Here is a 22151-nt window from a genome sequence, read left to right on the forward strand (position 1 = left end):
GGATTCCCCGCTTGCCGCCTACGCTAAAGCTTCGGCGGCCCTGGACCTCAGCCCCGGCGAAGCCTTGGCGTAGCCGGGTCGCGGGGAATGACAGTGGTACCTGGAGGACGACGGCGATGCCTCCTACTCCGTCATTGCTTTGCTGCGCTCGCAATGACGTTGCGGAGGGAGTGTGCGCCACTATGTTCCCGTGCCTGGTCAGCGCATCCGGGAGACCGGAGGAAACGAGTGTTTCAAAGAACGATACCGCTGAGAAACTTTACGCAAGCGCCGGCGATCGCATCCGCCCGAAACTTGCGCGTTCCATCACGTCGCGAACTCCCGCGTCATCCCTGGCTCGCCATGCGCGCGCGGTCGAGATGCCCCTCGATCTTCGGGCGGTCGCGGGTGCGCTCGAAGCTGGTGCAGAGGAGCTCGGTCTCCTCGAGAGAAACCGGGGCGCGGTACAGCCGGCACATGAATTCGGCGCTCGCGCGTCCCTTGCCCGCGCCGGGACTGCGTTCGGCGAGAAACATGCAGTCGCGGCAGATGCTGGCATCGAGCCGCTGATGGGCCGCGTCGAGATGATTGAGGATCTCGCGCAGCGAGTCGCGCAGCCTGACGCATTCGTCGGTGCCGAGAGACGTGACCGCGTTCACCACGTGATTGATCGGGTCGTGCTGGCTCAGGCATTTCTCGCCTTGCGCGGTGACGTGCAGCACGACGGACCGCTTGTCCTCGTGCGACGGCTTTCGCACCAGGAAGGACTTGGCTTCCAGCGTCTTCACGATCTGCGATGCGGTGGCGCGGGTCGCGCCGATGAAGCCGGCCAGCGCGGACGGCGTGCGCGAGAACCTGTTGGCGCGGTGAAGAAAGCGCAGCGCCATCCATTCCCGGTCGCGCAACCCGTGCTGATTGCCTTCGAAATACCAGGCTCTGGCCGCCTGAACCAGCAGCTCGACGGCCTCGCGTGCCAACGGCATAAATTCCTACCTTGCCCCGGATATCACGTCTGCGGCGCCCCGGAGCCGCCTTCCGTCGTTGCGTACCAGTCCTTCGCGAGAAGCCGTACCAACCACAATCGACACATACGCAGGCGCAGGGCCCGCCTCTCGCGCGAAAGCACGGACCGTTCTGCCGCCGATCTCGACAGATGGACCCTGCGAGATACGGCGCGAGAAGCTGTGTCGATGATGGTGTGCCAATCGTGGCGTCGTCGAACGAAAGCCCGAGTTGCCGTCACAGCCGGACGATGGATCGGTATTGTTCAACCGTAGCCCCTGAAGTTCAAGTCACACGCAGACGTTTCTTGTATTCCATCGAAACGATGAATGAGCTTCTCAACAAAATCAAGTAGAGACGCTCCCGAAGACTGGCTGTCGCTCGAAGCGATTGTAACGTTCAAGACAATCTCGTTTGTCAGGACACATCATGGTGATCGCAATACGCAGTGTAACAAGCTACTTGCACGCAAATGTGCGACGGTTTGATTGCACGCCTGCTGCTGTTCGCCGTTGATGCAAATTGATGGAAGCTTGTGCATGACGGTGACGCGCAGCGGCGCGTCATCCACAACTTGTGCGATCCGTCACAGAATCGGCAATGGAACTCGTAGGGATTGCACGCAGCGGTTGTTGTGATAACGACAGCGAGACGGGTTCGCCGGATCGCTTTCGCCTCGGCGGCACGATCTCCACCGAACGGCCGATGCTAGCGCGCGACGGAAAGCGGCAGTCGGCGACGGGTGCGCATGCGCCGGAGGCGCAGCGGCATGCGTGATCGACTGTCGCGATAATGAGCAGGTCGACGACGACGGGCGCGCCGGCCGCGCCCGGCTAGTCGCCCTTGAGCATGTCTCGCAGCTCGCGGAATGGATCGGCGCTCGGCCCTGCCGAGGCGTCCTGCCGCATGGCGCTGTAGATCTTCGGGACCATGTCGACGGCCTGGTCGAGACCCGAATCACGCCCCGTCTGATATCCGCCCATCAGGCGAAGGTCGCGCGTGTCCTCGTATTTGGCGATCATGGTGCGCAGCTTGCTCACCAATTCGCGCTCCTCGGGGTCCCAGACGTTGTGGGCGAGGCGGGAGACCGAGGCCAGAACGTCGACGGCGGGATAGCGCGCCTGGTCGGCGATGTGCCTGGAGAGCACGATGTGGCCGTCGAGGGTGCTGCGGATGGTGTCGGCGATCGGCTCGTTGTGATCGTCACCGTCGACCAGCACGGAGAAAATGCCGGTAATCGTCCCGGATCCCTCCTCGCCAGGGCCGGCGCGCTCCAGCAGGCGGGGCAGGTCGGTGAAGACCGTCGGTGCGTAACCGCGTGCGACCGCAGGCTCGCCAGCGGCGAGGGCGACCTCGCGGGCGGCATGGGCAAAACGGGTGATCGAATCGACCACCAGCAGGACCGATTCGCCCCGGTCGCGGAAATATTCGGCGACCGCCATGGCGGTCTTCGGTGCCAGCCGCCGCATCATCGGGCTTTCATCTCCCGTCGATACGATGGTGATGGCGCGGCTGCGGTTGGCGCCGAGCACGTCCTCGATGAATTCGCGCACCTCGCGGCCGCGTTCGCCGACGAGCGCCAGCACGACGGTGTCAAAGCCCTGGCTGCGGGCCAGCATCGCCAGCAGCGTCGATTTGCCGACACCGGAGCCGGCAAAGATGCCGACGCGCTGGCCGGCGCAGATTGGGGCGAACAGGTCGATGACGCGCACGCCGGTGTGCAGCGGCTTGTGGACGCGCGCCCGCTTCATGGCCGCCGGCGCCTCGGCTTCCGCCGAGACGGTGCGCGACCCCGGGGTGAGGGGACCTTGTCCGTCGAGCGGCGCGCCGAGCGCGTTGATGACGCGGCCCTTCCAGCTCGGATCGGGCGCGAAGGACAGTGGCGGCATCCGGTAGGCGACCGAGCCGAGGCCGCCGGCGAACTGCCGGTCGAACGGCTTGGCGATGATGCCCTCGCTGTCGATCCGCACCACCTCGCCGATCTGGGGCTTGCCGCCGGAGTTGACGCCGATCAGTTCACCAAGCCTGACGAAGCGCGACAGGCCGGAGACGCGGAAATGCGTCGGAGCGATCTCGGAGATCGCGCCGCTGACGCTGGCCAGGGGAGTGCTCTGCTGAAGCTCCAGCAGCGCCCACTCGAGTTGCCGAAGAGCGTTCAAGGAAACCGTCCACCCTCAATGCGCATGCAGCGCAGTCTATTTGCCCGGCTCGCCCAGCGTCCGGATTGCGTTCTGGAGCGAGCTTTCGGTGCCCTCGATCATCGAATTGGTGCCGTCGAAGGCGCGCGAAGCCGCGATCAGCTTCGTCAATTCCATCATCGGATTGGCGCTGGAGCCCTCGACATAGCCCTGCTTGAAGCCGTCGCGGGAGAAATCGGCGATGGCGGTCGCGGGCCGGTCCGGCGTGACGCCGGAATTGCCGTAGCGCTCGAGATTGGCATCGGCGGGAATGTTGAACAGGCCGATGGAGCCGATCTCGTTGTTGTCCTGGGTGATCGCGCCGCTGCGGGCGATCGCGATCGGTCCGCCGTTCGGGTCGAGCGTGATCTGCGCGCCGCCGGCATCGATCACGGGGAAGCCGGACACGGTCTGAAGATCGCCGTTGGGGGCGAGCTGGAGGCGGCCGTCGCGCGTATAGACCGTGCCGTTCGGGCCGGCGAAGGCGATCCAGCCCTGTCCGACCACGGCGACGTCGAGCGGGTTTCCGCTCTCGGTGATGCTGCCCATCTCGCGCGAGATGATGTTGTCGCCGGGCGAGGAGAAGGCGACCGGGTTCGCGCCGGCCTTCGACAGCACGGTCTCGAACTTCACGACGTCGGTGCGGAATGCCGCCGTGTTGACGTTGGCGACGTTGTTGGCGATCGTCTGGAGGCGCTTTTCGAGGGCGACCTGCGCCGACAATCCCACATAGAGGGCCGATTGCATGACTTACTTTCCGAACCGGATGGACTGAAGCTTCGTGAGCATGTCGGTATCCAGGCCGGCCATCGACGACGCGCCGCCGATCAGGACCAGCGCGGAGTTGGTCGAGTTGCCATTGTTGATGTCGTTCTGGGCCTGGGTCGCATCCCACATCGCGGCGAAGCGCTGCACGAACTTGGTGACCTTGGCCGGGTCCTGGAAATCGGTGAGGTCGATCTTGCTCGTGATCAGCTTGGCCTGGGCGTCGATGTCTGCCGCGCTGATGGTCGACGGCAGCCCGAGCGCGGTCTGGACCACCTGCGTCATCGCCTTGTCGGCGAGGATCTGGTAGGAAGTGCTGATGGTGGAGGCCTTGCGGGTGAAATAGAGCGCCAGCCGCAGACCCTCGTTCTGGTCGCCGGCCTTCTCCTCCATCGTCTGCGTGACGTATTGGGTCGCCGTACCGGTCGTGGCGGCGGCGGTCTGGGTCGCTTTGTCGCCGAGGGCGGCGAAATTGAAGGCGGCGGCGAACTGCCGGTAGCGGGTGTCGGTCAGCTTGTTGGCGAAGCTCTTGGAGTCGGAGACACCCTCGGTCAGCACCTTGCGCATGAACGCCTTGGCATAGGTCATGTCGCTGAGACCAAAGGCCTTCATCGCATAGGAGTAGAGGCGATAGTCCTTCAGGAAGTCGTCGATCGTCTTCACATTGCCGATATGGCTGAGAAAATAATCGGTGTCGCGGCTGACGTCCGGCTGGGCCGCGACCTGTGTCAGCGATTTGCCCATATCCTTGGTCAGTCTGGTGTAGTCCGCGATCGTGGATAGCATGGCACGCGCCCCTCTGGCCGCCGTTGCGACTTCGTCTCAAGCTGCCGCCAATTGCTTGCGCGGGGCTGGCGACCACGAAGCCAGCCTCGCGCAAGCGTCGCCGACTAGATATTCCCGATGGGATCGGCGATGGAGTGGCGCGTTGCTCAGTTTCGTGGGGATTTTCATCACGGTAGCGGCACTGCTCGGCGGATTTGCCGCCATGGGCGGGCATCTGGCCGTGCTCATGCAGCCGTGGGAATTCGTGATCATCCTGGGCACCGCGATCGGCACCTTCATCGTCGCCAATCCGTGGAAAACGGTCGTTGATACCGGCGTGGCCTGCATGCAGGCCATCACCGGCGCGGTGCCGAGTGAGCGCTATTACCTCGATCTGCTCGGAGCGCTCCATGCCCTGATGCGGGAGCTGCGGGGCAAGGGCCGCAACGAGGTCGAGGCGCATATCGACGATCCCGCGTCCTCGGAGATCTTCAAGGCGTTCCCGAGCGTCCTTGGGGACCCGCCGTTGCTGCAGTTCATCTGCGACTATGTCCGCCTCATCATCATGGGCAATGCGCGCACGCACGAGATCGAAGCGCTGATGGACGAGGAGATCCACACCATCGTGAAGGCCAAGCTGGCGCCCTACAATTCGATGGTGGTCGTGTCCGAGGCGCTGCCGGCGCTCGGCATCGTCGCCGCCGTGCTCGGCGTCATCAAGGCCATGGGCGCGCTCGACCAGTCGCCGAAGCTCCTTGGCGGCTTCATCGGCGCGGCGCTCGTCGGCACCTTCGCCGGCATCTTCCTGTCCTACGGCGTCCTCTCGCCCTTCGCGATCAAGATCAAGATGACGCGAGAGAAGCGCTGCCGGCCCTACATCATCGTCAAGCAGACGCTTCTGGCGTTCATGAACGGCGCCATGCCGCAGATCGCCGTCGAGCACGGTCGCAAGATGATCGCGAGCGGCGAACGGCCGTCGATCGACGTGGTCGAGAACGAGACGATCGCGGGTCCCAAGGCCGTCGCGACCGAGGCTGAACCGAAGGCTGCCCGCGCATGATGACGGAAGACCTCGACGTCGATCAGCGGAAGCAGCTGCCGAACTACCTGCTGGACGCCGCCGGCATATCGATCGAGCGCATGCCGATGCTCAATGTGATCTTCGATCGCATGGCGGCATCGTGCACCGACAGCCTGCAGCCGATGGCGGGAACGCCGTGCTACTTCTCCGTCAACGGCATCACCAACGACCCGCTCGGCGACATCATCAAGGATTACGAGGGCAACGCGGTTGCCGCCGTGCTCTATGCCGAGCAGTGGGACTCGCGCGTCATCATCATGCTGGATCGCGACTTCGTGTTCACGATGGTCGAGGCGATGTTCGGCTCCGACGGCGCCGAACCGCCGCTCGACGTCGAACGCACCTTCTCGAACATCGAGATCCGGCTGGTCCAGGCGCTGTTTGAGCGGTTCGCCAAGGCGCTGCAGGGCGCCTTCGCCGGCACCTCCAATGTCACCTTCCGTGTCGAGCGAGTCGAGACGGCGATGGCGTCGCTCGCGATTGGGCGCGCCAGCAATATGTCGATCTGCGCGAACATGATGGTGCAGGCGCTCTATCGCGGCGGCCAGATGTTCCTGATCATTCCGCACTCCGCGCTCAATCCGCTCAGGCAGAAGCTCGCCCACGTCGTCGTCAGCGACGGCCGCGCGGCTGATCCGCGCTGGCGCGAGCAGATGGAGAGCGAGGTTCACCGTACCGAAGTGACGCTGAGCGCGGTGCTCGACGAGAAGATGATTTCCCTCGAGGACGTCGTGCAATTCAAGGTGGGGCAGGTTCTGGAGCTCGAGGCCACGCCGCGCACGCTGGCCCGGCTCGAGAGCAACAACCAGGTGCTGTTCTGGTGTCAGATCGGCCAGCTCGATGGCTATTACGCCATGCAGGTGGCGGATCCCGTCGATCAGAAGCGGGAGTTCGTCGATGATATCCTATCTCGTTGATGCCGTGCTGCTGATCGCGCTGGCCTTCACCAGCATGAGGGTGACCCGGATGCACCGCGAACTGGCGCGGCTGCGCAGTTACCAGGGCGAGTTCTCGACCATCGTCCACGAGACGGCGGGCGCCTTCGACACCGTCATCACCGCCGCGCATGATTCCACCGCAAATCTCGGCCGGCTCGCCAATGTGCTGAGCACGAAGATAGATCAGGCCCACGAGGCGATCGCGGCGCTCGACGCGCGGAGCGGGCTCCAACCGGCCTCAACCGTGAGCGGCGCCGAGGCGAACAAGCATTGAATTCAGGACTTGCAGAACACGTGCGATCGGACCGTCGCGGCGCTCCGGGAGCGGAAATACCAAGAGGCGATACCAAATGGCGCAATCTTTCGAATATGAGTCTGCATCGGCATCGGGAGAGACCGATGCGTCTCCGCTGGAGCGGCTGGCGGAGATCGCCGCGCGCACGGCGGAGGAAACCGGCAAATTCGCCAATGTCGATGCCATCCTGCGCATTCCTGTCACGATGCAGGTGGTGCTGGGATCAGCGACCATTCCCGTCGCGAATCTGATGAAACTCGGCCGCGGCGCGGTGGTTCCGCTCGATCACCGCGTCGGCGAGCCCGTCGACGTCGTGGTCAACGGCCGCGTCGTTGCCCGCGGCGAAGTGGTTGTCGTCGAAGAGGACAATTCCCGCTTCGGCGTCTCGCTCACCGAGATCGTCGGACCGCTGGGGCAGGGTGATACCTGATCATGGCGGCACAGGTCGGCGTCGCTCCTATCAAGCAGCGAGGCGTTGCCACGCTGGGCGGAACGGAAAAGGTCGCGGCACTCCTGCTGGCCATGGGCCGGCAGGCGGCCGCGAGCGTGCTCTCGCAGTTCGAGCCGCAGGATATTCGCATCGTCACCAAGGCCGCGGCCGAGCTGCGGCCGATCACCGCGCAGGAGCTCGAGTCGATCGTCGAGGAGTTCGCCCAGCAATTCTCGATGGGCGCCAACATTCTCGGCACCATCGGCGGTCTCGAAGCCGTGCTCGGCGATGTGCTGCCGGCCGACCAGGTCTCGGCAATCATGTCGGACCTGCTCGGCAATTCGAGCCGGTCGGTGTGGGACCGCGTCTCGTCGGTGTCGGAAAACTCGCTGGCGACGTACCTCTCCAAGGAGCATCCGCAAACCGCGGCGCTGATCCTGTCCAAGGTCAAGCCGTCCTGCGCCGCCAAGGTGATGAGCCAGCTGCCGTCGAGCCTGCGCAATGAACTGATGCGGCGCGTCCTCAGCCTCAAGCCGATCGTCGACGACGCCATGAAAGTCCTCGAGAAGACCTTGCACGAGGACCTGACGCTCAATTTCGCTCGCAACCTCGGCGCCGACACCTACGCGCGCGTTGCGGACATCATCAACAAGATGGAGCGCGGCCATATCGAGGACATGCTGAAGAGCTTGTCGGAGAAGCGTCCGAAGTCGGCCGAAGTTCTGAAGGAATTGCTGTTCACCTTCGACGACGTGGTCAATTTGACCCCGAAGGCGCGCACCATGATCTTCGACCAGGTGCCGACCGATCGCATCGTTATCGCGCTGAAGGGCACCGACAAGCATTTTCGCGAACTCATCCTGTCCTCGGTTGCCTCGCGTGTCCGCCGCGTCGTCGAGCACGAACTCGCCATCGGCGAGCCGTCGAACCAGCGCGACGTGCTGGAGGCGCGCCGCGTCATCACCGACCTTGCACTCGACCTGGCGGAAAAGGGCGAAATCGAGCTCAACCCCGAGCAGGAGGATGAGCTGGTCTTCCGCTGACCGCTGAACGGGCATGGCAGAAACATCCGATCAGGAGAGCAAGACAGAAGAGCCGACCGAGAAAAAAGTCCGCGATTCGCTCGAACAGGGCAAAATCCCGGTCTCTCGGGAGGCTTCTATCTTTGCCTCGATGGCCGCGCTGATGGTGATCCAGGCGTTCCTGATCGGCCAGGGCGTACAGCAATTGACGCCGACGCTGAAGAGCCTGCTTGACGATCCCGAAGGCTTCCCTCTCAGCAACGGCGCGGACGCGCGCAACCTGCTCACGGTGGTGGGCCTCGAGGCGTTGCGATTCCTGGTGCCGCTGGTCGTCACCCTGGCGGTGTTCGGCCTCGCCGCATCGTTGCTGCAGAATGCGCCGCGCCTGGTGCTGGAGCGGATCAAGCCGCAGCTGTCGCGAATCTCCCCGATCAGCGGCTGGAGCCGGCTGTTCGGAACGCAGGGCCTCGTCGAATTCGCCAAGTCGCTGTTCAAGCTCGTCTCGGTGACGGTCGTCGTCGTGTTCGTGCTGCGCTCGTCCGAAGCCAGGGCGTTCGAGGCGATGTATACGGATCCGGTCGCGCTGCCGGAGATGATTCTCAACATCGCGATGCGGATCGTCTCGGCGATCTGCATCGCCACCATCGTCCTGGTCGCGATCGATCTCGCCTGGGCGCGCTTCCACTGGCGGCGCGAGCTGCGCATGACCAAGCAGGAGATCAAGGACGAGCACAAGCAGGCGGAGGGCGATCCACTGATCAAGGCGCGCCTGCGCTCGCTGGCGCGCGACCGCTCGCGCCAACGCATGATCGCGTCCGCCTCGCGTGCGACGCTGGTGATCGCCAACCCGACGCACTTCGCGATCGCCCTGCGCTACAAGCGCGAGGAAAACGCAGCGCCCATGGTGGTCGCCAAGGGCATGGACGTGATCGCGCTCAAGATCCGCGAAGTCGCGGAGCAGAACCGGATCCCGGTGATCGAGAACAAGGCGCTGGCGCGCGCGCTCTATGAGGCGGTTCAGGTCGACCAGGTGATTCCGGCGGAATTCTTCCGGCCGGTCGCCGAGATCATCTACTTCCTGCAGTCCAAGCAGGCGCCGCGGACCGAGAAGGTTCAGTAGATTTCCGAGCATAGCGTCGGCTGCATCAGCTTGACGAAAGCTTGCGGCCCTAAACTTAATCTTAAGAAATCAGCATGGGGCCGTCGTGGGACCGCTTTATCTCTTCGAACTCGCATCGTCGCAGGCGCGGTACCTCGAGCTTCGCCAGTCGACCATTGCGACCAACGTCGCCAACGCCAATACGCCGGGCTTCAAGGCGCGCGACGTCGAGCCCTTCAACAAGGTGCTCGACGCCACGCCGGTCAGGCTCGCGACGACGTCGCCCTCGCACATGCAATTGTCCGCGGCCGAGACCGATACGCGGAAGACCGCGAAGAAGGACAGCTGGGAAGTGGTTCATTCCGGCAACTCCGTCAGCCTCGAGCAGGAAATGATCAAGGGCAGCGACGTCAGTCGCGACTACTCGATGAACTCGGCGGTCGTGCGGTCGTTCCACCGCATGCTGCTGTCGAGCGCGAAGAGCTGAGGTGAATTGACGTGCTGGACTCACTGCAAGCGTCATTGACGGTCGCGAGCTCCGGGCTCGAAGCGCAGTCGACCCGCATGCGCATCGTTTCGGAAAACCTTGCCAATGCGACCTCGACGGGACGCACGGCCGGCGCCGATCCGTATCAGCGCAAGACCATCACCTTCGATGCCGCCATGGACCGCGCCTCGGGCGCGCAGCTTGCGAAGGTCAAGGAGATCGGGGTCGACACCACGCCGTACCGCGTGGAGTACGAGCCGGGACATCCCGCCGCCGACAAGGCCGGTTACGTCAAGCTGCCGAACGTCAACATGATGATCGAGATGGCCGACATGCGGGAAGTCAACCGGTCCTATGAAGCCAATCTCCAGGTCGTGAAACAGGTGCGGTCGATGCTGGGCATGACCATCGACCTGCTGAGGAGCTGACAATGCTTGAGGCAATTTCATCCACCGCGAGTTCCGCCGGGCAAGCGGCGAGCCGCGCGACCGAGACGCAGGCCATCGCGCCGGCGGCGCCGACCGCCATTCAGTCCACCGACGATGTCGGATTCGAATCGGTGATGAAGCAGGTGACGACGGACGCGATCGGGACGCTGAAGGCGGGCGAAGCGGCGTCGATCTCGGCGATGCAGGGCAAGGAATCGACCCGGAAGGTCGTGGAGGCGCTGATGTCGGCCGAGCAGGCCTTGCAGACCGCGGTCGCGGTTCGCGACAAGGTCGTGCAGGCCTACCAAGAAGTCGTCCGGATGTCGATTTGATCTGAGGGAATGAAGCTGTGAAATCGCTCGCCATTGCGGCCACGGGCATGAACGCCCAGCAGACCAACATCGAAGTCATCGCGAACAACATCGCCAACATCAATTCGACGTCGTACAAGCGTGCGCGAGCGGAATTCACCGATCTGTTCTACCAGATGGACCGCATGCAGGGCGTCGCGAACGTCAATGGCTCCTCGCCCATCCCGGAAGGCTCCAATCTCGGCCTCGGCGTCAAGTCGACGGCCATCCGCAAGCTGCACATCCAGGGCGCGCTCACGCAGACCGGCAACCCCTACGACCTCGCGATCAACGGTCGCGGCTGGTTTCAGGTGCTCGGCCCGAACAACGAGGTGCAATACACTCGCGCCGGCTCGTTCAGCCCCAACGCCAACGGCCAGCTCGTCACCACCGACGGCTATCTGCTGGATCCCGCAATCACGATACCGCAGGGAACGGTTCAGGTCGTCGTCAACCAGACCGGACAGGTGTTTGCCAAGCTGGATACGGAAGTGAACCCGCGGCAGATCGGCCAGCTCAACCTCGCCAATTTCGCCAACGAAGCGGGCCTCGAGCCGCTCGGCAGCAACCTCTATCGCGAGACCACGGCGTCCGGCACGCCGGTTGTCGGGCTGCCGGGCGATTCCGGATACGGCAAGATCAATCAGCAATATCTCGAAGCCTCGAACGTCGACCCGGTCAAGGAAATCACCGAGTTGATCTCGGCGCAGCGCGCCTATGAAATGAACGCCAAGGTCATCCAGGCCTCGGATGAAATGGCCCAGACGGTCTCGAAGGGCATGCGCTAGTTCCGGTGTTCTCGATGTCGAACAGGGTGGGCTTGATGGTGCGCGGGTTGGCCGCCGTGCTGCTGGTTCTCGTCTTGGCGCGCGTCGCCGCGGCCGAGGAGAAGCGGCTTCCCGTGCCGGCCGTGTCGATCCGCGCCGGCGAGCTGATCCGGGACGACATGATCACGGAACGCGCCTTCGCGCCGAATGTGCTCGGCGTTGCCATGTTCATCGAAGGACGCCAGATCCTGGTCGGACGCATGGCGCGGCGCGCGCTGCTGCCGGGCCAGCCGATTCCGACCAATTCGGTGGAGGATCCCTGGACGATCGCCCGCGGCGCCATGGTCAAGGTCGTGGTGGAAGACAGCGGCCTGTCGATCGTCACTTACGGCGCGGCGATGCAGTCGGGTGCGACCGGCGCGCTCATCCCGGTACGAAACACCGACACCGGCGTGATCATCAGAGGCGTCGTCCAGCCGGACGGCACCGTCAAGGTCGTGGATGGATCATGACCAGATTCCTGCTTGCGCTCGTCCTGCTCGTTTCCGCCGCCAGCGCCCAGGCGGCCGTCCGCATCAAGGACATCGCGGACATCAAGGGATTGCGCGAAAACCAGATCGTCGGTTACGGCCTCGTCATCGGCTTGAACGGCACCGGCGACACGCTCCGCAACGCTCCGTTCACGGAGCAGTCCCTGCAATCGATGCTCGAGAATATGGGCATCAACGTCAGGAACGAGACCACGAGCACCAACAATCCCCCGCGTCCGACGACGCTGCGCACACGCAACGTCGCAGCCGTCATGGTGACCGCGGATTTGGCGCCCTCGATCGGGGCGGGTGAGCGCATGGACGTGACCGTATCGTCGCTCGGCGATGCGACCTCGCTGCTCGGCGGCACGCTGGTGATGACGTCGCTGCGGGCGGCGGACGGCGCGGTCTATGCGGTGGCGCAAGGCGCGGTCACGGTCGCCGGTTACAGTGTGGGAGGGCAGGCGCAGAACGTCAGCCAGGGCACGCCGACGGCGGGCCGCATCCCGAACGGTGCGCTGGTCGAGCGCGAGGTGCAGGGAAGCCTCCACGAGATGGAGTTCCTGGTGCTGGAGCTCAAGAACCCTGATTTCGTCACCGCGACACGCATTCTCGACGCCATCAACGGTTACGCCGGTGGCCGCTACCGCGCGCAGATCGCCTTCGAGCGCGACTACCGCACCATCGTGCTGTCGAAGCCGCGCCATATCGGCCCCGTCCGCTTCCTCGCCGAAATCGGCGAGCTGACGGTCGAGCCGGACACGCCGGCGCGCGTGGTGATCAACGAGCGGACCGGTACGGTGGTGATCGGGCGCGACGTGCGCATATCGACCGTCGCCGTGACGCATGGCAACCTGACGGTTCGTGTCACCGAGCTTCCCGTGGTGTCGCAGCCGGCGCCGTTCTCGCGAGGGCAGACCGTGGTCGTTCCCCAGACCGTGGTCGAGGCCAACGAGGCCGGATCGCAGGTGGCGATCCTGAGCGGCGTCGACCTCCAGCGCCTGGTGCGCGGGCTGAACCAGATCGGCCTGAAGCCGTCGGGCATCATCGCGATCCTCCAGGCGATCAAAACGGCCGGCGCGCTCCAGGCCGACGTCATCGTGCAATGATGCACAAGCGTCGTGCAAGCTTGGTCGCTCAATGCTCAGGTCTCGACCGAGAATCGCACGCGGCCCGATGCTGAAACTGGATCACAAAGCCAAACTCCTCCTCCTGGTCGCGGCCTGCGCGTTCGGATGCGCTTCGCCCGTTCTGGCGCTGGATGAGGCCAAGCCGTCGAAGCCGCTCAACCTGCTGTCCTTCGCGCGTGCACGCGCGGCCGGACCGCAGAAGCCGTATCCGGCGGCCTCGTCGATACCGGGCGACAATGCGTTGTTCCGGGCGACGGCGTGGGCCGCCGAAGATTCCGGACCTGCGATCACGGGGGCCGTGCCGGCTCCCGAGAAGCCTGCGCCGGCGCCCGCAGTCGCGCCCGTGCGCCCGGCCAAGCCGGGCAGCGTCACGGCGCCGCCGAAGCCCGCACCGGCACAGGCTGCGGTACCTGCGGACAATGAGGTCGCCCTGTTCTGCAGCAATGTCGCCGATCCCGCCGTCGATGCACGGTTGGCCTGGCAGCTCAGGGAGCTGGAGAAGGCCGAGACCCAGCTCCGGGAGCGGATCGCCGAGGTCGAGGCCAAGCGCGCCGAATACGAGAAGTGGATGGCGCTGCGTGACGACTTCCTGAAGAAGGCCGAAGCGAGCGTCGTCGAGATCTATTCGCGCATGAAGCCGGATGCCGCGGCGACCCAGATCGCCGGGATGGCGGACGAGACCGCCGCCGCCGTGCTTGCAAAACTCAGTCCGAGGAGCTCGAGCGCGATCTTCAACGAGATGGAGACGGCACGCGCGGCGCACCTTGCCGATCTGCTCGGCGGAATGCGTCGCGTGGATGACGGAAAGACCAAATAGATGAAGAATCTGATCCTCATCCTGCTGCTCCTGATGCTGACCGGGTGCATCGGCGATCCCGCGGAAGTGCTGACCGGTCCGCGACTGTCGCCGGTCGGCACCGGCCTGAGGACACAGGCCGATCCGATTCCGGTGACGCCCCGCATGCGTACGCCCGTCAGCTATCGCTCGACCTGGGACGACGGCACGGATCTCTATCGCGATCCCCGTGCCCGGCGCACCGGCGACGTCGTGACCGTCATCATCTCGATGCAGGACAAGGCCAAGCTCGACAACAAGACCGATCGTTCGCGCGATTCGCAAATCAAGTTCGGGCTGGATTGGCTGATGGACGTCGCCGGATGGCAGGACAAGGGCTCGACCAGCGCCAATCTGAACACCAACACCCAGATCAAGGGGAACGGTCAGATCGATCGTACCGAAGACATCAAGCTGTCGATTGCCGCCATCGTCACCGACGTGTTGCCCAACGGCAATATGATGATCAGCGGCTCGCAGGAGTTCAAGGTCAATACCGAGATGCGCGTGCTCAACGTCGGCGGCATCGTGCGTCCGCGCGATATCTCGCGCACCAACACGATCTCCTACGAGAAGATCGCCGAGGCACGCGTGGCCTATGGCGGTCGCGGAAATCTGTCTGACGTGCAGCAGCCTGGATGGGGACATCGGATCTATGACGCCGTGGCACCATTCTGAGAATCGCGCCGACCGCGCCGCGCCGCGAGGGCAGGGGACGTGATGCGCCTGATTGCGGCCATTGTGGTGCTGACCCTGATCGCGATCGGTGCGGGCGCGGTTGCAGGCCTACATCTGTTCGCGGCCGCGGAGCGCGTCGCCGACGCAAAGAAGACCGCCACGCCGCCGCCCCTTGCCACGAGCTACGCCGGCAGCGCACGGCTGAGAAAGCTGTCCCCGATCGTGACCAATCTCGCCGCGCCGGCCAACAACTGGGCCCGTGTCGAAGCCTCCATGGTGACCGATAGCATGAGCGACGAGGATGCCGGCATCCTGGCCGCCCATATCAGCGAGGACATCGTGACCTATCTGCGGTCGGCATCGGTTGGCCAGTTCGAGGGATCGCGCGGGCTTCAGCATCTGCGCGACGACCTGACAGAGCGCGCCAATATCCGCTCGTCGGGCAAGATCCGCGAATTGATCATTGAGACCTTGGTGATTCAGTGAGAGTGAGAGTCCTGCTGCTCGCGTTGGTTCTGGTCGTGCTGCCCGAGGTGGCGCTGGCCCAGATTCCGGACCTCAACTCGCTGCTGCCGCCGGGCAACGGCTCGACCAGCGGCCGCATCATCCAGTTGATGGCGGTGATCACGGTGATGTCGGTGGCGCCGGGGCTGCTGATCATGGTGACGAGCTTCACGCGATTTGCGGTGGCGCTGTCGTTCCTGCGCTCCGGTCTCGGCCTTCAGACCACGCCGGCCAATCTGGTGCTGATCAGCCTCGCACTGTTCATGACCTTCTACGTGATGGCGCCGACCTTCGACCGCGCCTGGGAAACCGGCGTCCAGCCGCTGATGAAGAACGAGATCTCGGAGGAAGAGGCCTATCTGAAGATCACCGATCCGTTCCGCGAGTTCATGCTGGCCCATGTCCGTGACAAGGATCTCCAGACCTTCGAGGCACTCGCCGCGGAGAGCTTTCGCAAGAAGTTCGACGACAAGCGCATCGACATGCGCGTCATCATTCCGGCCTTCATGATCTCCGAGCTCAGGCGCTCGTTCGAGATCGGCTTCCTCATCATCCTGCCGTTCCTCGTCATCGACATGATCGTGGCGACGCTGACCATGTCGATGGGCATGATGATGATGCCCCCGACGATCATCGCGCTGCCGTTCAAGATGCTGTTCTTCGTGTTGATCGACGGCTGGAACCTGCTGGCCTCCGGACTGGTGCGGTCGTTCTCGTAGCTACCGCGATCGCCGGCCGGTTATGGTTAGCGAAAAGTGCCGGTCTATGGTTAGCAGAGGGTAATGTTAACTATATGATATTACAGCGAAATTCAAGCCGATCTTAATCTCGGCGCAAGATTCGACGTGCTAGCAATGCGGCACGGCGGGTTGGACCCCACCCACATCAGTCCAAAGGCATGATGCCGCCCCTCCGTACCGGTGAAAGCCCGGTATGTCCCCTCGTGAAAATGTAACGCGTACATCAAAGGGACATTCGCAATGTCAAGCCTGCTTACGAACTCGACCGCCATGACCGCGCTCCAGACCCTGCGGTCTGTCAGCTCGCAACTCTCCACCACGCAGAACCGGATCTCGACCGGCCAGCGCGTGGCCACCGCCTCCGACAACGCCGCCTACTGGTCGATCGCGACGTCGATGCGCGCCGACAACGCCGCGCTCTCCGCCGTCTCCGACTCGCTGGGTCTGTCGGCTGCGACGGTCGACACCGAATATACCGCTCTGACCACGGTTATCGGCAACAAGGACTCCGGCCTGACCAAGCTGCAGGCGCTGCTGGTCGAAGCCAAGACCGCTGGTATCGACCGCACCAAGATCCAGGCGGACGTCACCCAGATCCAGCAGCAGATGAAGGCGACAGCCAATGCGGCGACCTTCAACGGCGTGAACTGGCTGAGCACGACCGCCACCACCCCGGCGACCGTGAACCTGGTGTCGTCGTTCTCCCGCGTCGGCAGCACGCCGACCACGGGCTCGATCACCCTGACCACCGCCAACTACTCGCTCTACACCGCGACCCAGGGCGGCTTCCTGGACAAGGTGAGCGGCGCGGCGTCGATCGACACGCTCAGCATCTCCGCGCTGACCGACTCCGCGGCTGACCAGACCACGCTCGACGGCTATATCACGCAGGTCACCGCTGCGATCAACTCGGTGGCTTCGGCCGCCGCCGACCTCGGCGCCGTCAAGACCCGTATCTCGACCAACACGGACTTCGTGAAGTCGCTGATGGACTCGGTCGATCGCGGTATCGGCCAGCTCGTCGACGCCGACATGAACCAGGAGTCCACCCGCCTGGCGGCCCTCCAGGTCCAGCAGCAGCTCGGCGTGCAGGCGCTCTCGATCGCCAACAACAGCAGCCAGAGCATCCTGTCGCTGTTCCGCTAAGCCTTAGACCATCTGGGGAGGGCCGCGCTTCTCGCGAAGCGCGGCCCTTTCGTTTGGTGTGTTGCCGCGCGCACGCCGCAAATTCGGCTGCCCTGTTGCAGTCCGGGCACAGAGCCACAAGCCTCGCACAAGCTTCGCGCGCTATCGTCGCCGCTACGACAGGTTGGGCCTGCTTTTTCGCCGCCCAAAGGCATGACGCCGCCCTGTCGTACCGGTGCAAGCCCGGTATGTCCCCAAAAACAGTTCAATCTTCAAAGGGACATCAAAAATGGGTTCAAGTCTGCTCACCAACTCGTCTGCAATGACTGCGCTGCAGACCCTCCGCAATGTCAGCTCGCAGCTCGCGACCACGCAGAACCGGATCTCGACCGGCCAGCGCGTGGCCACTGCTTCCGACAACGCCGCCTACTGGTCGATCGCGACGTCGATGCGCGCCGACAACGCCGCGCTCTCCGCCGTCTCCGACTCGCTCGGTCTGTCGGCTGCGACCGTCGACACCGAATACACCGCTCTGACCGCGGTTGTCGGCGACAAGACCGGCGGCCTGACCAAGCTCCAGGCGCTGCTGGTCGAAGCCAAGACCGCTGGTATCGACCGCACCAAGATCCAGGCCGACATCACCCAGATCCAGCAGCAGATGAAGGGTACCGCCAATGCGGCGACCTTCAACGGCGTGAACTGGCTGAGCACGACCGCGACCACGCCGGCGACCTTCAACCTGGTGTCGTCGTTCTCGCGCGTCGGCGGCACGCCGACGATCGGGTCCATCACCCTGACGATCGCCAACTACTCGCTCTACACCGCGACCCAGGGCGGCATCCTGGACAAGGTGAGCGGCGCTGCATCGATCGACACGATCAGCATCGCGGCGCTGACCGACTCGACGGCTGACATGACCACGCTCGATGGCTACATCGCGCAGGTCACGGCCGGGATCAACTCGGTGGCCTCGGCCGCCGCCGACCTCGGCGCCGTCAAGAACCGCATCTCGACCAACACGGAATTCGTCAAGACCCTGATGGACTCGGTGGACCGCGGTGTTGGTCAGCTCGTCGACGCCGACATGAATGCGGAATCGACCCGCCTTCAGGCCCTGCAGACCCAGCAGCAGCTCGGCGTTCAGGCGCTCTCGATCGCCAACCAGAACAGCCAGAGCATCCTGTCGCTGTTCCGCGGCTAAGCCTCAAAACCATCCGGGAAGGCCGCGCTTCTCGCGAAGCGCGGCCTTTTCATTTGGCGTACGCTCGTCACGCGTCGTGACCTCCTGGCTCACCGTGTTGCGGTCCAGCCACGTCGCCACAAGCCTCGCACAAACTTCGCGCGCTATCGTCGCCGCTACGACAGGTTGGGCCCGCTCTTCGGCCGCCCAAAGGCATGATGCCGCCCCGCCGTACCGGTGCAAGCCCGGTATGTCCCCAAAATCAATTCAATCCGTTTCAAAGGGACGTCAAGAATGGCCTCGAGCCTGCTTACCAACTCCGCTGCAATGACCGCGCTCCAGACACTCCGGAGCGTCAGCTCGCAGCTCGCGACCACGCAGAACCGGATCTCGACCGGCCAGCGCGTGGCCACCGCTTCCGACAACGCCGCCTACTGGTCGATCGCGACGTCGATGCGCGCCGACAACGCCGCGCTCTCCGCCGTCTCCGACTCGCTCGGTCTGTCGGCTGCGACCGTCGACACCGAATACACCGCTCTGACCGCGGTTGTCGGCGACAAGACCGGCGGCCTGACCAAGCTGCAGGCGCTGCTGGTCGAAGCCAAGACCGCTGGTATCGACCGCACCAAGATCCAGGCCGACATCACCCAGATCCAGCAGCAGATGAAGGGTACCGCCGATGCGGCAACCTTCAACGGCGTGAACTGGCTGAGCACGACCGCCGCCACCCCGGCGACCTTCAACCTGGTGTCGTCGTTCTCGCGCGTCGGCGGCACGCCGACGATCGGGTCCATCACCCTGACGATTGCCAACTACTCGCTCTATACCGCGACCCAGACCGGTATCCTGGACAAGGTGAGCGGCCCGGCGTCGGTCAACACGATCAACATCTCCGCGCTGACCGACTCGACGGCTGACCAGACCACGCTCGATGGCTACATCACGCAGCTCACCACTGCGATCAACTCGGTGTCCTCGGCCGCCGCCGACCTCGGCGCCGTCAAGAACCGCATCTCGACCAACACAGAGTTCGTCAAGACCCTGATGGACTCGGTGGATCGCGGTGTCGGTCAGCTCGTCGACGCCGACATGAATGCGGAATCGACCCGCCTCCAGGCCCTTCAGACCCAGCAGCAGCTCGGCGTTCAGGCGCTCTCGATCGCCAACCAGAACAGCCAGAGCATCCTGTCGCTGTTCAAGTAAGCTTCGGCTTTGGAAACAACCGTGCTCCCCCGGGAGCACGGTCCCTGCCATGACCGGCGGGTGTGGCGGCACAAGATGTGCCCGTAATGGAAGTTCTTCGGACGCCAGACGTCATGCAACACGCCGCAGCCGATTGCGCTGCCATGCGCTCGTGCGCCTGCTTGTTGCTGCTGAGTTGATCGCGTCGTCCAGGATTCTTGTAAAATTGCAACGCCTCGCCCGCGAACCGACACATTCGCCTCCTCGCGCAACCTTCAGACAAGGTTGGCAGCGGAGTGTCCCATACGTTCGCATTGGTACGAGGTCACATGCTGCTCAGTCGTGCGCAGGTACAGCAACTGCTCAACAATCTGCTGGAGCTTGGGCCGCGGCGCCTGATGGCCTTGGGACTGATCGGCTTTGCCGTTCTCGTCACCGTCGTCGGCGGCGCCTATTATCTGAGCCGGCCTGAGTTCGAAACGCTCTATACGGGCCTGAATCGCGAAGACGTGACGCGCATCGGCGCCGCGCTGCGCGAGCAGAATATCACATTCGACGTCAATACGGCCGGCGACGCCATCTCGGTACGCCCGAGCCAGACCATGCAGGCGCGGATGCTGCTTGCCGAGAAGGGGCTGCCGACCAGCGCCAATTCCGGCTACGAGCTGTTCGACAAGATCGGCTCGCTCGGCCTGACCTCGTTCATGCAGGAAGTCACCAAGCTGCGGGCGCTGGAAGGCGAGATCGCGCGCACCGTGCAGTTGATGAAGGGCGTCAAGGCGGCGCGGGTGCATATCGTGATGCCGGTGCGCGGCTCGTTCCGGGCGACGCAGCAGCCGCCGTCGGCGTCGGTCGTGCTGCGCACCGACGGCGCGATCGAGGCGCGCACGGCGCAGTCGATCCGCCACCTCGTCGCGGCGGCCATTCCCGGCATGAGCCGCGACAAGGTGACGGTGCTGGATGCCGATGGTTCGATGCTGCTCGCCGAAGAGGACGAGGCGAGCGCAGCGCCGACCAAGATGGCGAGCCTCCAGAAGACGGTCGGCGGGATGGTGCAGGAGAACATCCGCAAGGCGTTGACGCCATATCTCGGTCTGGACAATTTCGAGGTGAGCGTCGCGCCGCAGCTCTCCACCGACAAGCGGCAGACCAACGAGACGGTCTACGACCCGGAGAGCCGCGCCGAGCGTTCGGTCCGGAACGTGCGCGAGAAGGAATCGTCGCAGAATGCGGACCGTTCGACGCCGACCACGGTGCAGCAGAATCTGCCGGACCAGCAGGTGAATTCCGGCGGCACGAAGAATTCCAGCGAGGACAAGACCCGCCGCGAGGACGTCACCAATTTCGAGGTGTCGTCCAAGACGACGACGACGGTGAGCGACGGCTATTTGGTCAAGAAGCTCTTCATCGCCGTGCTGGTCAACCGCGCGCGGCTCGTCGCCGATCTCGGCGACAAGAGCAATCAGGCGATCGTCGACAGCAAGCTCGCCGAGATCAGCCAGCTCGCGGCGACGGCAGGCGGACTGGACAAGCAGCGGGGCGACCAGATCCAGGTGACGGCCGTCGACTTCATCGAAGGCTCGCGCGAACTGGCGCCGGTGCCGCCGATCAGCTTCGTCGAGATGATCAACAAGCAGCTCGGCAGCGTCATCAATGCGGTCACCATCCTGGCCGTTGCCTCGATGCTGGTCTGGTTCGGCCTTCGCCCCGCGGTCAACGGCATTCTGACGCATCGCGCAGCGCAGGAGCAGACCGAGGCGGCCGAGGCCGCCGAGCTTGAAGCTGCCACGGCGCTTGCATTGGCCGACAGTCAGGACCCCGAGCTCAACCTCGTCGAGGATCTCGAAGGCAAGATGCAGCGGACGCCGCAGAAGCGGCTGGAGCAGATCGTCCGGCTCGATCAGATGCAGGCGGCAGCAATCCTTAAAGACTGGATGCGACGCGAGGAGGCAGCATGAACGCGGCTATCGGAAAACTCCTGACGCAGTTCGACGCGAATGGGCGGGCCAAGTCTCCGCCGCCGCCTCCGCCCCCCAAGATCCAGGATGTGCTGACAAGGCCGATGGAGGTGCGGCGCGAGCCTCAGCCTCAGCCGCCGCGTCAGGTCCAATCGCAGCCGCCGCTTCAATCGCCGCTTCCGGCGCCCGAGGCGGAAGCTCCGTCGGCCAATCTTCTCGAAGATGCCTATCGTCGCGGTCACGCCGCCGGTGTCGCGGAAGGCGATGCCAGGGTTGCCGAGGAGCGCGTTCGCAGCGCGATCCGGCTCGGCGAGGAGCGGGCCAAATGGTCCGACCAGCAGGCGGCCACGATCGTGGGCGGCTTCGAGACGGCCTGCCGCGAGATCGAAACCAACATCGCAAGCTCGGTTGCGCGGATATTGCTGCCTTTCCTCGCCGACGCCGTCCGTGACAAGGCGATCGGATCGCTGGTCGAGCAGATCGCAGCGCTGACCGGCAATTCGCCGGTGCCGGTGTTCAAGATCACCGGCCCGGGCGAATTGCTCGATCTGGTGCGCTCGCAGCTCCAGACGGCCCGGCGAACCGGGATTGAATACGAAGCCGCCGAGACTTTCGAGGTCCGCGTCGTCGCAGACCAGACCGTGATCGAGACGCAGATTGCGGCGTGGAGCGAACGTCTGAACGAGGCGCGCCGGTAGTCCGCC

The 22151-nt window shown here is 64.3% G+C and carries 25 protein-coding genes; 21 read left to right on the forward strand and 4 right to left on the reverse strand.

Annotation, left to right across the window (positions count from 1 at the left end; all coding sequences use genetic code 11):
* Positions 1 to 326 precede the first annotated feature (326 nt).
* From CT676_RS31710 to CT676_RS31725, 4 genes are all read right to left on the reverse strand, one after another.
* A complete protein-coding gene (locus tag CT676_RS31710; protein ID WP_063981291.1) occupies positions 327 to 962 on the reverse strand; it encodes a MarR family transcriptional regulator in 636 nt (211 codons plus the stop codon).
* Positions 963 to 1814: 852 nt separating this feature from the next.
* Positions 1815 to 3140: a flagellar protein export ATPase FliI gene (gene fliI, locus CT676_RS31715; protein ID WP_063981292.1), complete on the reverse strand. Its 1326-nt coding sequence runs from the start codon at positions 3138 to 3140 to the stop codon at positions 1815 to 1817.
* A 36-nt stretch (positions 3141 to 3176) separates the two neighbouring features.
* Entirely contained in the window at positions 3177 to 3905 is a 729-nt protein-coding gene (gene flgF / locus CT676_RS31720; RefSeq protein WP_071909949.1) for a flagellar basal-body rod protein FlgF, read from the reverse strand.
* Positions 3906 to 3908: 3 nt separating this feature from the next.
* The gene (locus tag CT676_RS31725; RefSeq protein ID WP_071909951.1) at positions 3909 to 4709 is read right to left on the reverse strand and encodes a DUF1217 domain-containing protein; all 801 of its coding nucleotides are present in this window, start codon (positions 4707 to 4709) and stop codon (positions 3909 to 3911) included.
* 142 nt (positions 4710 to 4851) lie between these two features.
* Here CT676_RS31725 and motA point away from each other — a divergent pair, with 142 nt between their 5' ends.
* The 21 genes from motA to CT676_RS31830 all read left to right on the forward strand — a co-directional run bounded on the left by motA (position 4852) and on the right by CT676_RS31830 (position 22145).
* Positions 4852 to 5748 carry a flagellar motor stator protein MotA gene (gene motA, locus CT676_RS31730; protein ID WP_063981295.1) on the forward strand — a complete coding sequence of 299 codons (897 nt, stop codon included), beginning with the start codon at positions 4852 to 4854 and terminating at the stop codon, positions 5746 to 5748.
* Entirely contained in the window at positions 5745 to 6686 is a 942-nt protein-coding gene (locus CT676_RS31735) for a FliM/FliN family flagellar motor switch protein (protein WP_028153460.1), read from the forward strand. Before motA ends, CT676_RS31735 begins: the two co-directional genes overlap by 4 nt.
* A complete protein-coding gene (locus CT676_RS31740; protein WP_063981296.1) occupies positions 6667 to 6981 on the forward strand; it encodes a hypothetical protein in 315 nt (104 codons plus the stop codon). The genes CT676_RS31735 and CT676_RS31740 overlap by 20 nt, the downstream gene beginning before the upstream one ends.
* Before the next feature lie 76 nt (positions 6982 to 7057).
* A complete protein-coding gene (fliN, locus tag CT676_RS31745; protein ID WP_014492655.1) occupies positions 7058 to 7432 on the forward strand; it encodes a flagellar motor switch protein FliN in 375 nt (124 codons plus the stop codon).
* Between the two features lie 2 nt (positions 7433 to 7434).
* Positions 7435 to 8475, forward strand: coding sequence for a flagellar motor switch protein FliG (locus tag CT676_RS31750; RefSeq protein ID WP_014492656.1), 1041 nt, complete (start codon positions 7435 to 7437; stop codon positions 8473 to 8475).
* Positions 8476 to 8488: 13 nt separating this feature from the next.
* Positions 8489 to 9574 (forward strand): flagellar biosynthesis protein FlhB, encoded by a 1086-nt coding sequence (flhB, locus tag CT676_RS31755; protein ID WP_039153365.1) that lies wholly within the window; start codon positions 8489 to 8491, stop codon positions 9572 to 9574.
* A gap of 85 nt (positions 9575 to 9659) precedes the next feature.
* Positions 9660 to 10040: a flagellar basal body rod protein FlgB gene (gene flgB / locus CT676_RS31760; protein WP_014492658.1), complete on the forward strand. Its 381-nt coding sequence runs from the start codon at positions 9660 to 9662 to the stop codon at positions 10038 to 10040.
* A gap of 11 nt (positions 10041 to 10051) precedes the next feature.
* Positions 10052 to 10468, forward strand: coding sequence for a flagellar basal body rod protein FlgC (gene flgC, locus CT676_RS31765; protein WP_014492659.1), 417 nt, complete (start codon positions 10052 to 10054; stop codon positions 10466 to 10468).
* 2 nt (positions 10469 to 10470) lie between these two features.
* Positions 10471 to 10800, forward strand: coding sequence for a flagellar hook-basal body complex protein FliE (locus CT676_RS31770; RefSeq protein ID WP_135216093.1), 330 nt, complete (start codon positions 10471 to 10473; stop codon positions 10798 to 10800).
* Positions 10801 to 10817: 17 nt separating this feature from the next.
* A complete protein-coding gene (gene flgG, locus CT676_RS31775; RefSeq protein WP_063981298.1) occupies positions 10818 to 11606 on the forward strand; it encodes a flagellar basal-body rod protein FlgG in 789 nt (262 codons plus the stop codon).
* A 35-nt stretch (positions 11607 to 11641) separates the two neighbouring features.
* A complete protein-coding gene (flgA, locus tag CT676_RS31780; protein WP_343287552.1) occupies positions 11642 to 12097 on the forward strand; it encodes a flagellar basal body P-ring formation chaperone FlgA in 456 nt (151 codons plus the stop codon).
* Positions 12094 to 13224 (forward strand): flagellar basal body P-ring protein FlgI, encoded by a 1131-nt coding sequence (gene flgI / locus CT676_RS31785; RefSeq protein ID WP_135216095.1) that lies wholly within the window; start codon positions 12094 to 12096, stop codon positions 13222 to 13224. The genes flgA and flgI overlap by 4 nt, the downstream gene beginning before the upstream one ends.
* A gap of 67 nt (positions 13225 to 13291) precedes the next feature.
* Positions 13292 to 14062: a MotE family protein gene (locus tag CT676_RS31790; protein WP_167768219.1), complete on the forward strand. Its 771-nt coding sequence runs from the start codon at positions 13292 to 13294 to the stop codon at positions 14060 to 14062.
* Positions 14063 to 14758 carry a flagellar basal body L-ring protein FlgH gene (gene flgH / locus CT676_RS31795; protein WP_135216097.1) on the forward strand — a complete coding sequence of 232 codons (696 nt, stop codon included), beginning with the start codon at positions 14063 to 14065 and terminating at the stop codon, positions 14756 to 14758.
* 42 nt (positions 14759 to 14800) lie between these two features.
* On the forward strand, positions 14801 to 15244 hold the full coding sequence (locus tag CT676_RS31800; RefSeq protein WP_014492666.1) for a flagellar basal body-associated FliL family protein: 444 nt from the start codon (positions 14801 to 14803) through the stop codon (positions 15242 to 15244).
* Positions 15241 to 15981, forward strand: coding sequence for a flagellar type III secretion system pore protein FliP (fliP, locus tag CT676_RS31805; protein ID WP_071909955.1), 741 nt, complete (start codon positions 15241 to 15243; stop codon positions 15979 to 15981). Before CT676_RS31800 ends, fliP begins: the two co-directional genes overlap by 4 nt.
* Positions 15982 to 16242: 261 nt before the next feature.
* Positions 16243 to 17148, forward strand: coding sequence for a flagellin (locus CT676_RS31810; protein WP_135216098.1), 906 nt, complete (start codon positions 16243 to 16245; stop codon positions 17146 to 17148).
* Positions 17149 to 17416: 268 nt separating this feature from the next.
* Complete coding sequence (locus CT676_RS31815; protein WP_063981303.1) at positions 17417 to 18328, forward strand: flagellin; 912 nt, start codon at positions 17417 to 17419, stop codon at positions 18326 to 18328.
* Positions 18329 to 18601: 273 nt separating this feature from the next.
* Entirely contained in the window at positions 18602 to 19510 is a 909-nt protein-coding gene (locus tag CT676_RS31820; protein ID WP_063981304.1) for a flagellin, read from the forward strand.
* A gap of 308 nt (positions 19511 to 19818) precedes the next feature.
* Positions 19819 to 21447, forward strand: coding sequence for a flagellar basal-body MS-ring/collar protein FliF (fliF, locus tag CT676_RS31825; RefSeq protein ID WP_063981305.1), 1629 nt, complete (start codon positions 19819 to 19821; stop codon positions 21445 to 21447).
* A complete protein-coding gene (locus tag CT676_RS31830; RefSeq protein WP_135216099.1) occupies positions 21444 to 22145 on the forward strand; it encodes a hypothetical protein in 702 nt (233 codons plus the stop codon). Before fliF ends, CT676_RS31830 begins: the two co-directional genes overlap by 4 nt.
* The last annotated feature ends 6 nt before the right edge of the window (positions 22146 to 22151 follow it).

It is taken from the genome of Bradyrhizobium sp. MOS001 (genome assembly GCF_004634465.1).
In the GTDB taxonomy this organism is placed as follows: Bacteria; Pseudomonadota; Alphaproteobacteria; order Rhizobiales; family Xanthobacteraceae; genus Bradyrhizobium; species Bradyrhizobium barranii.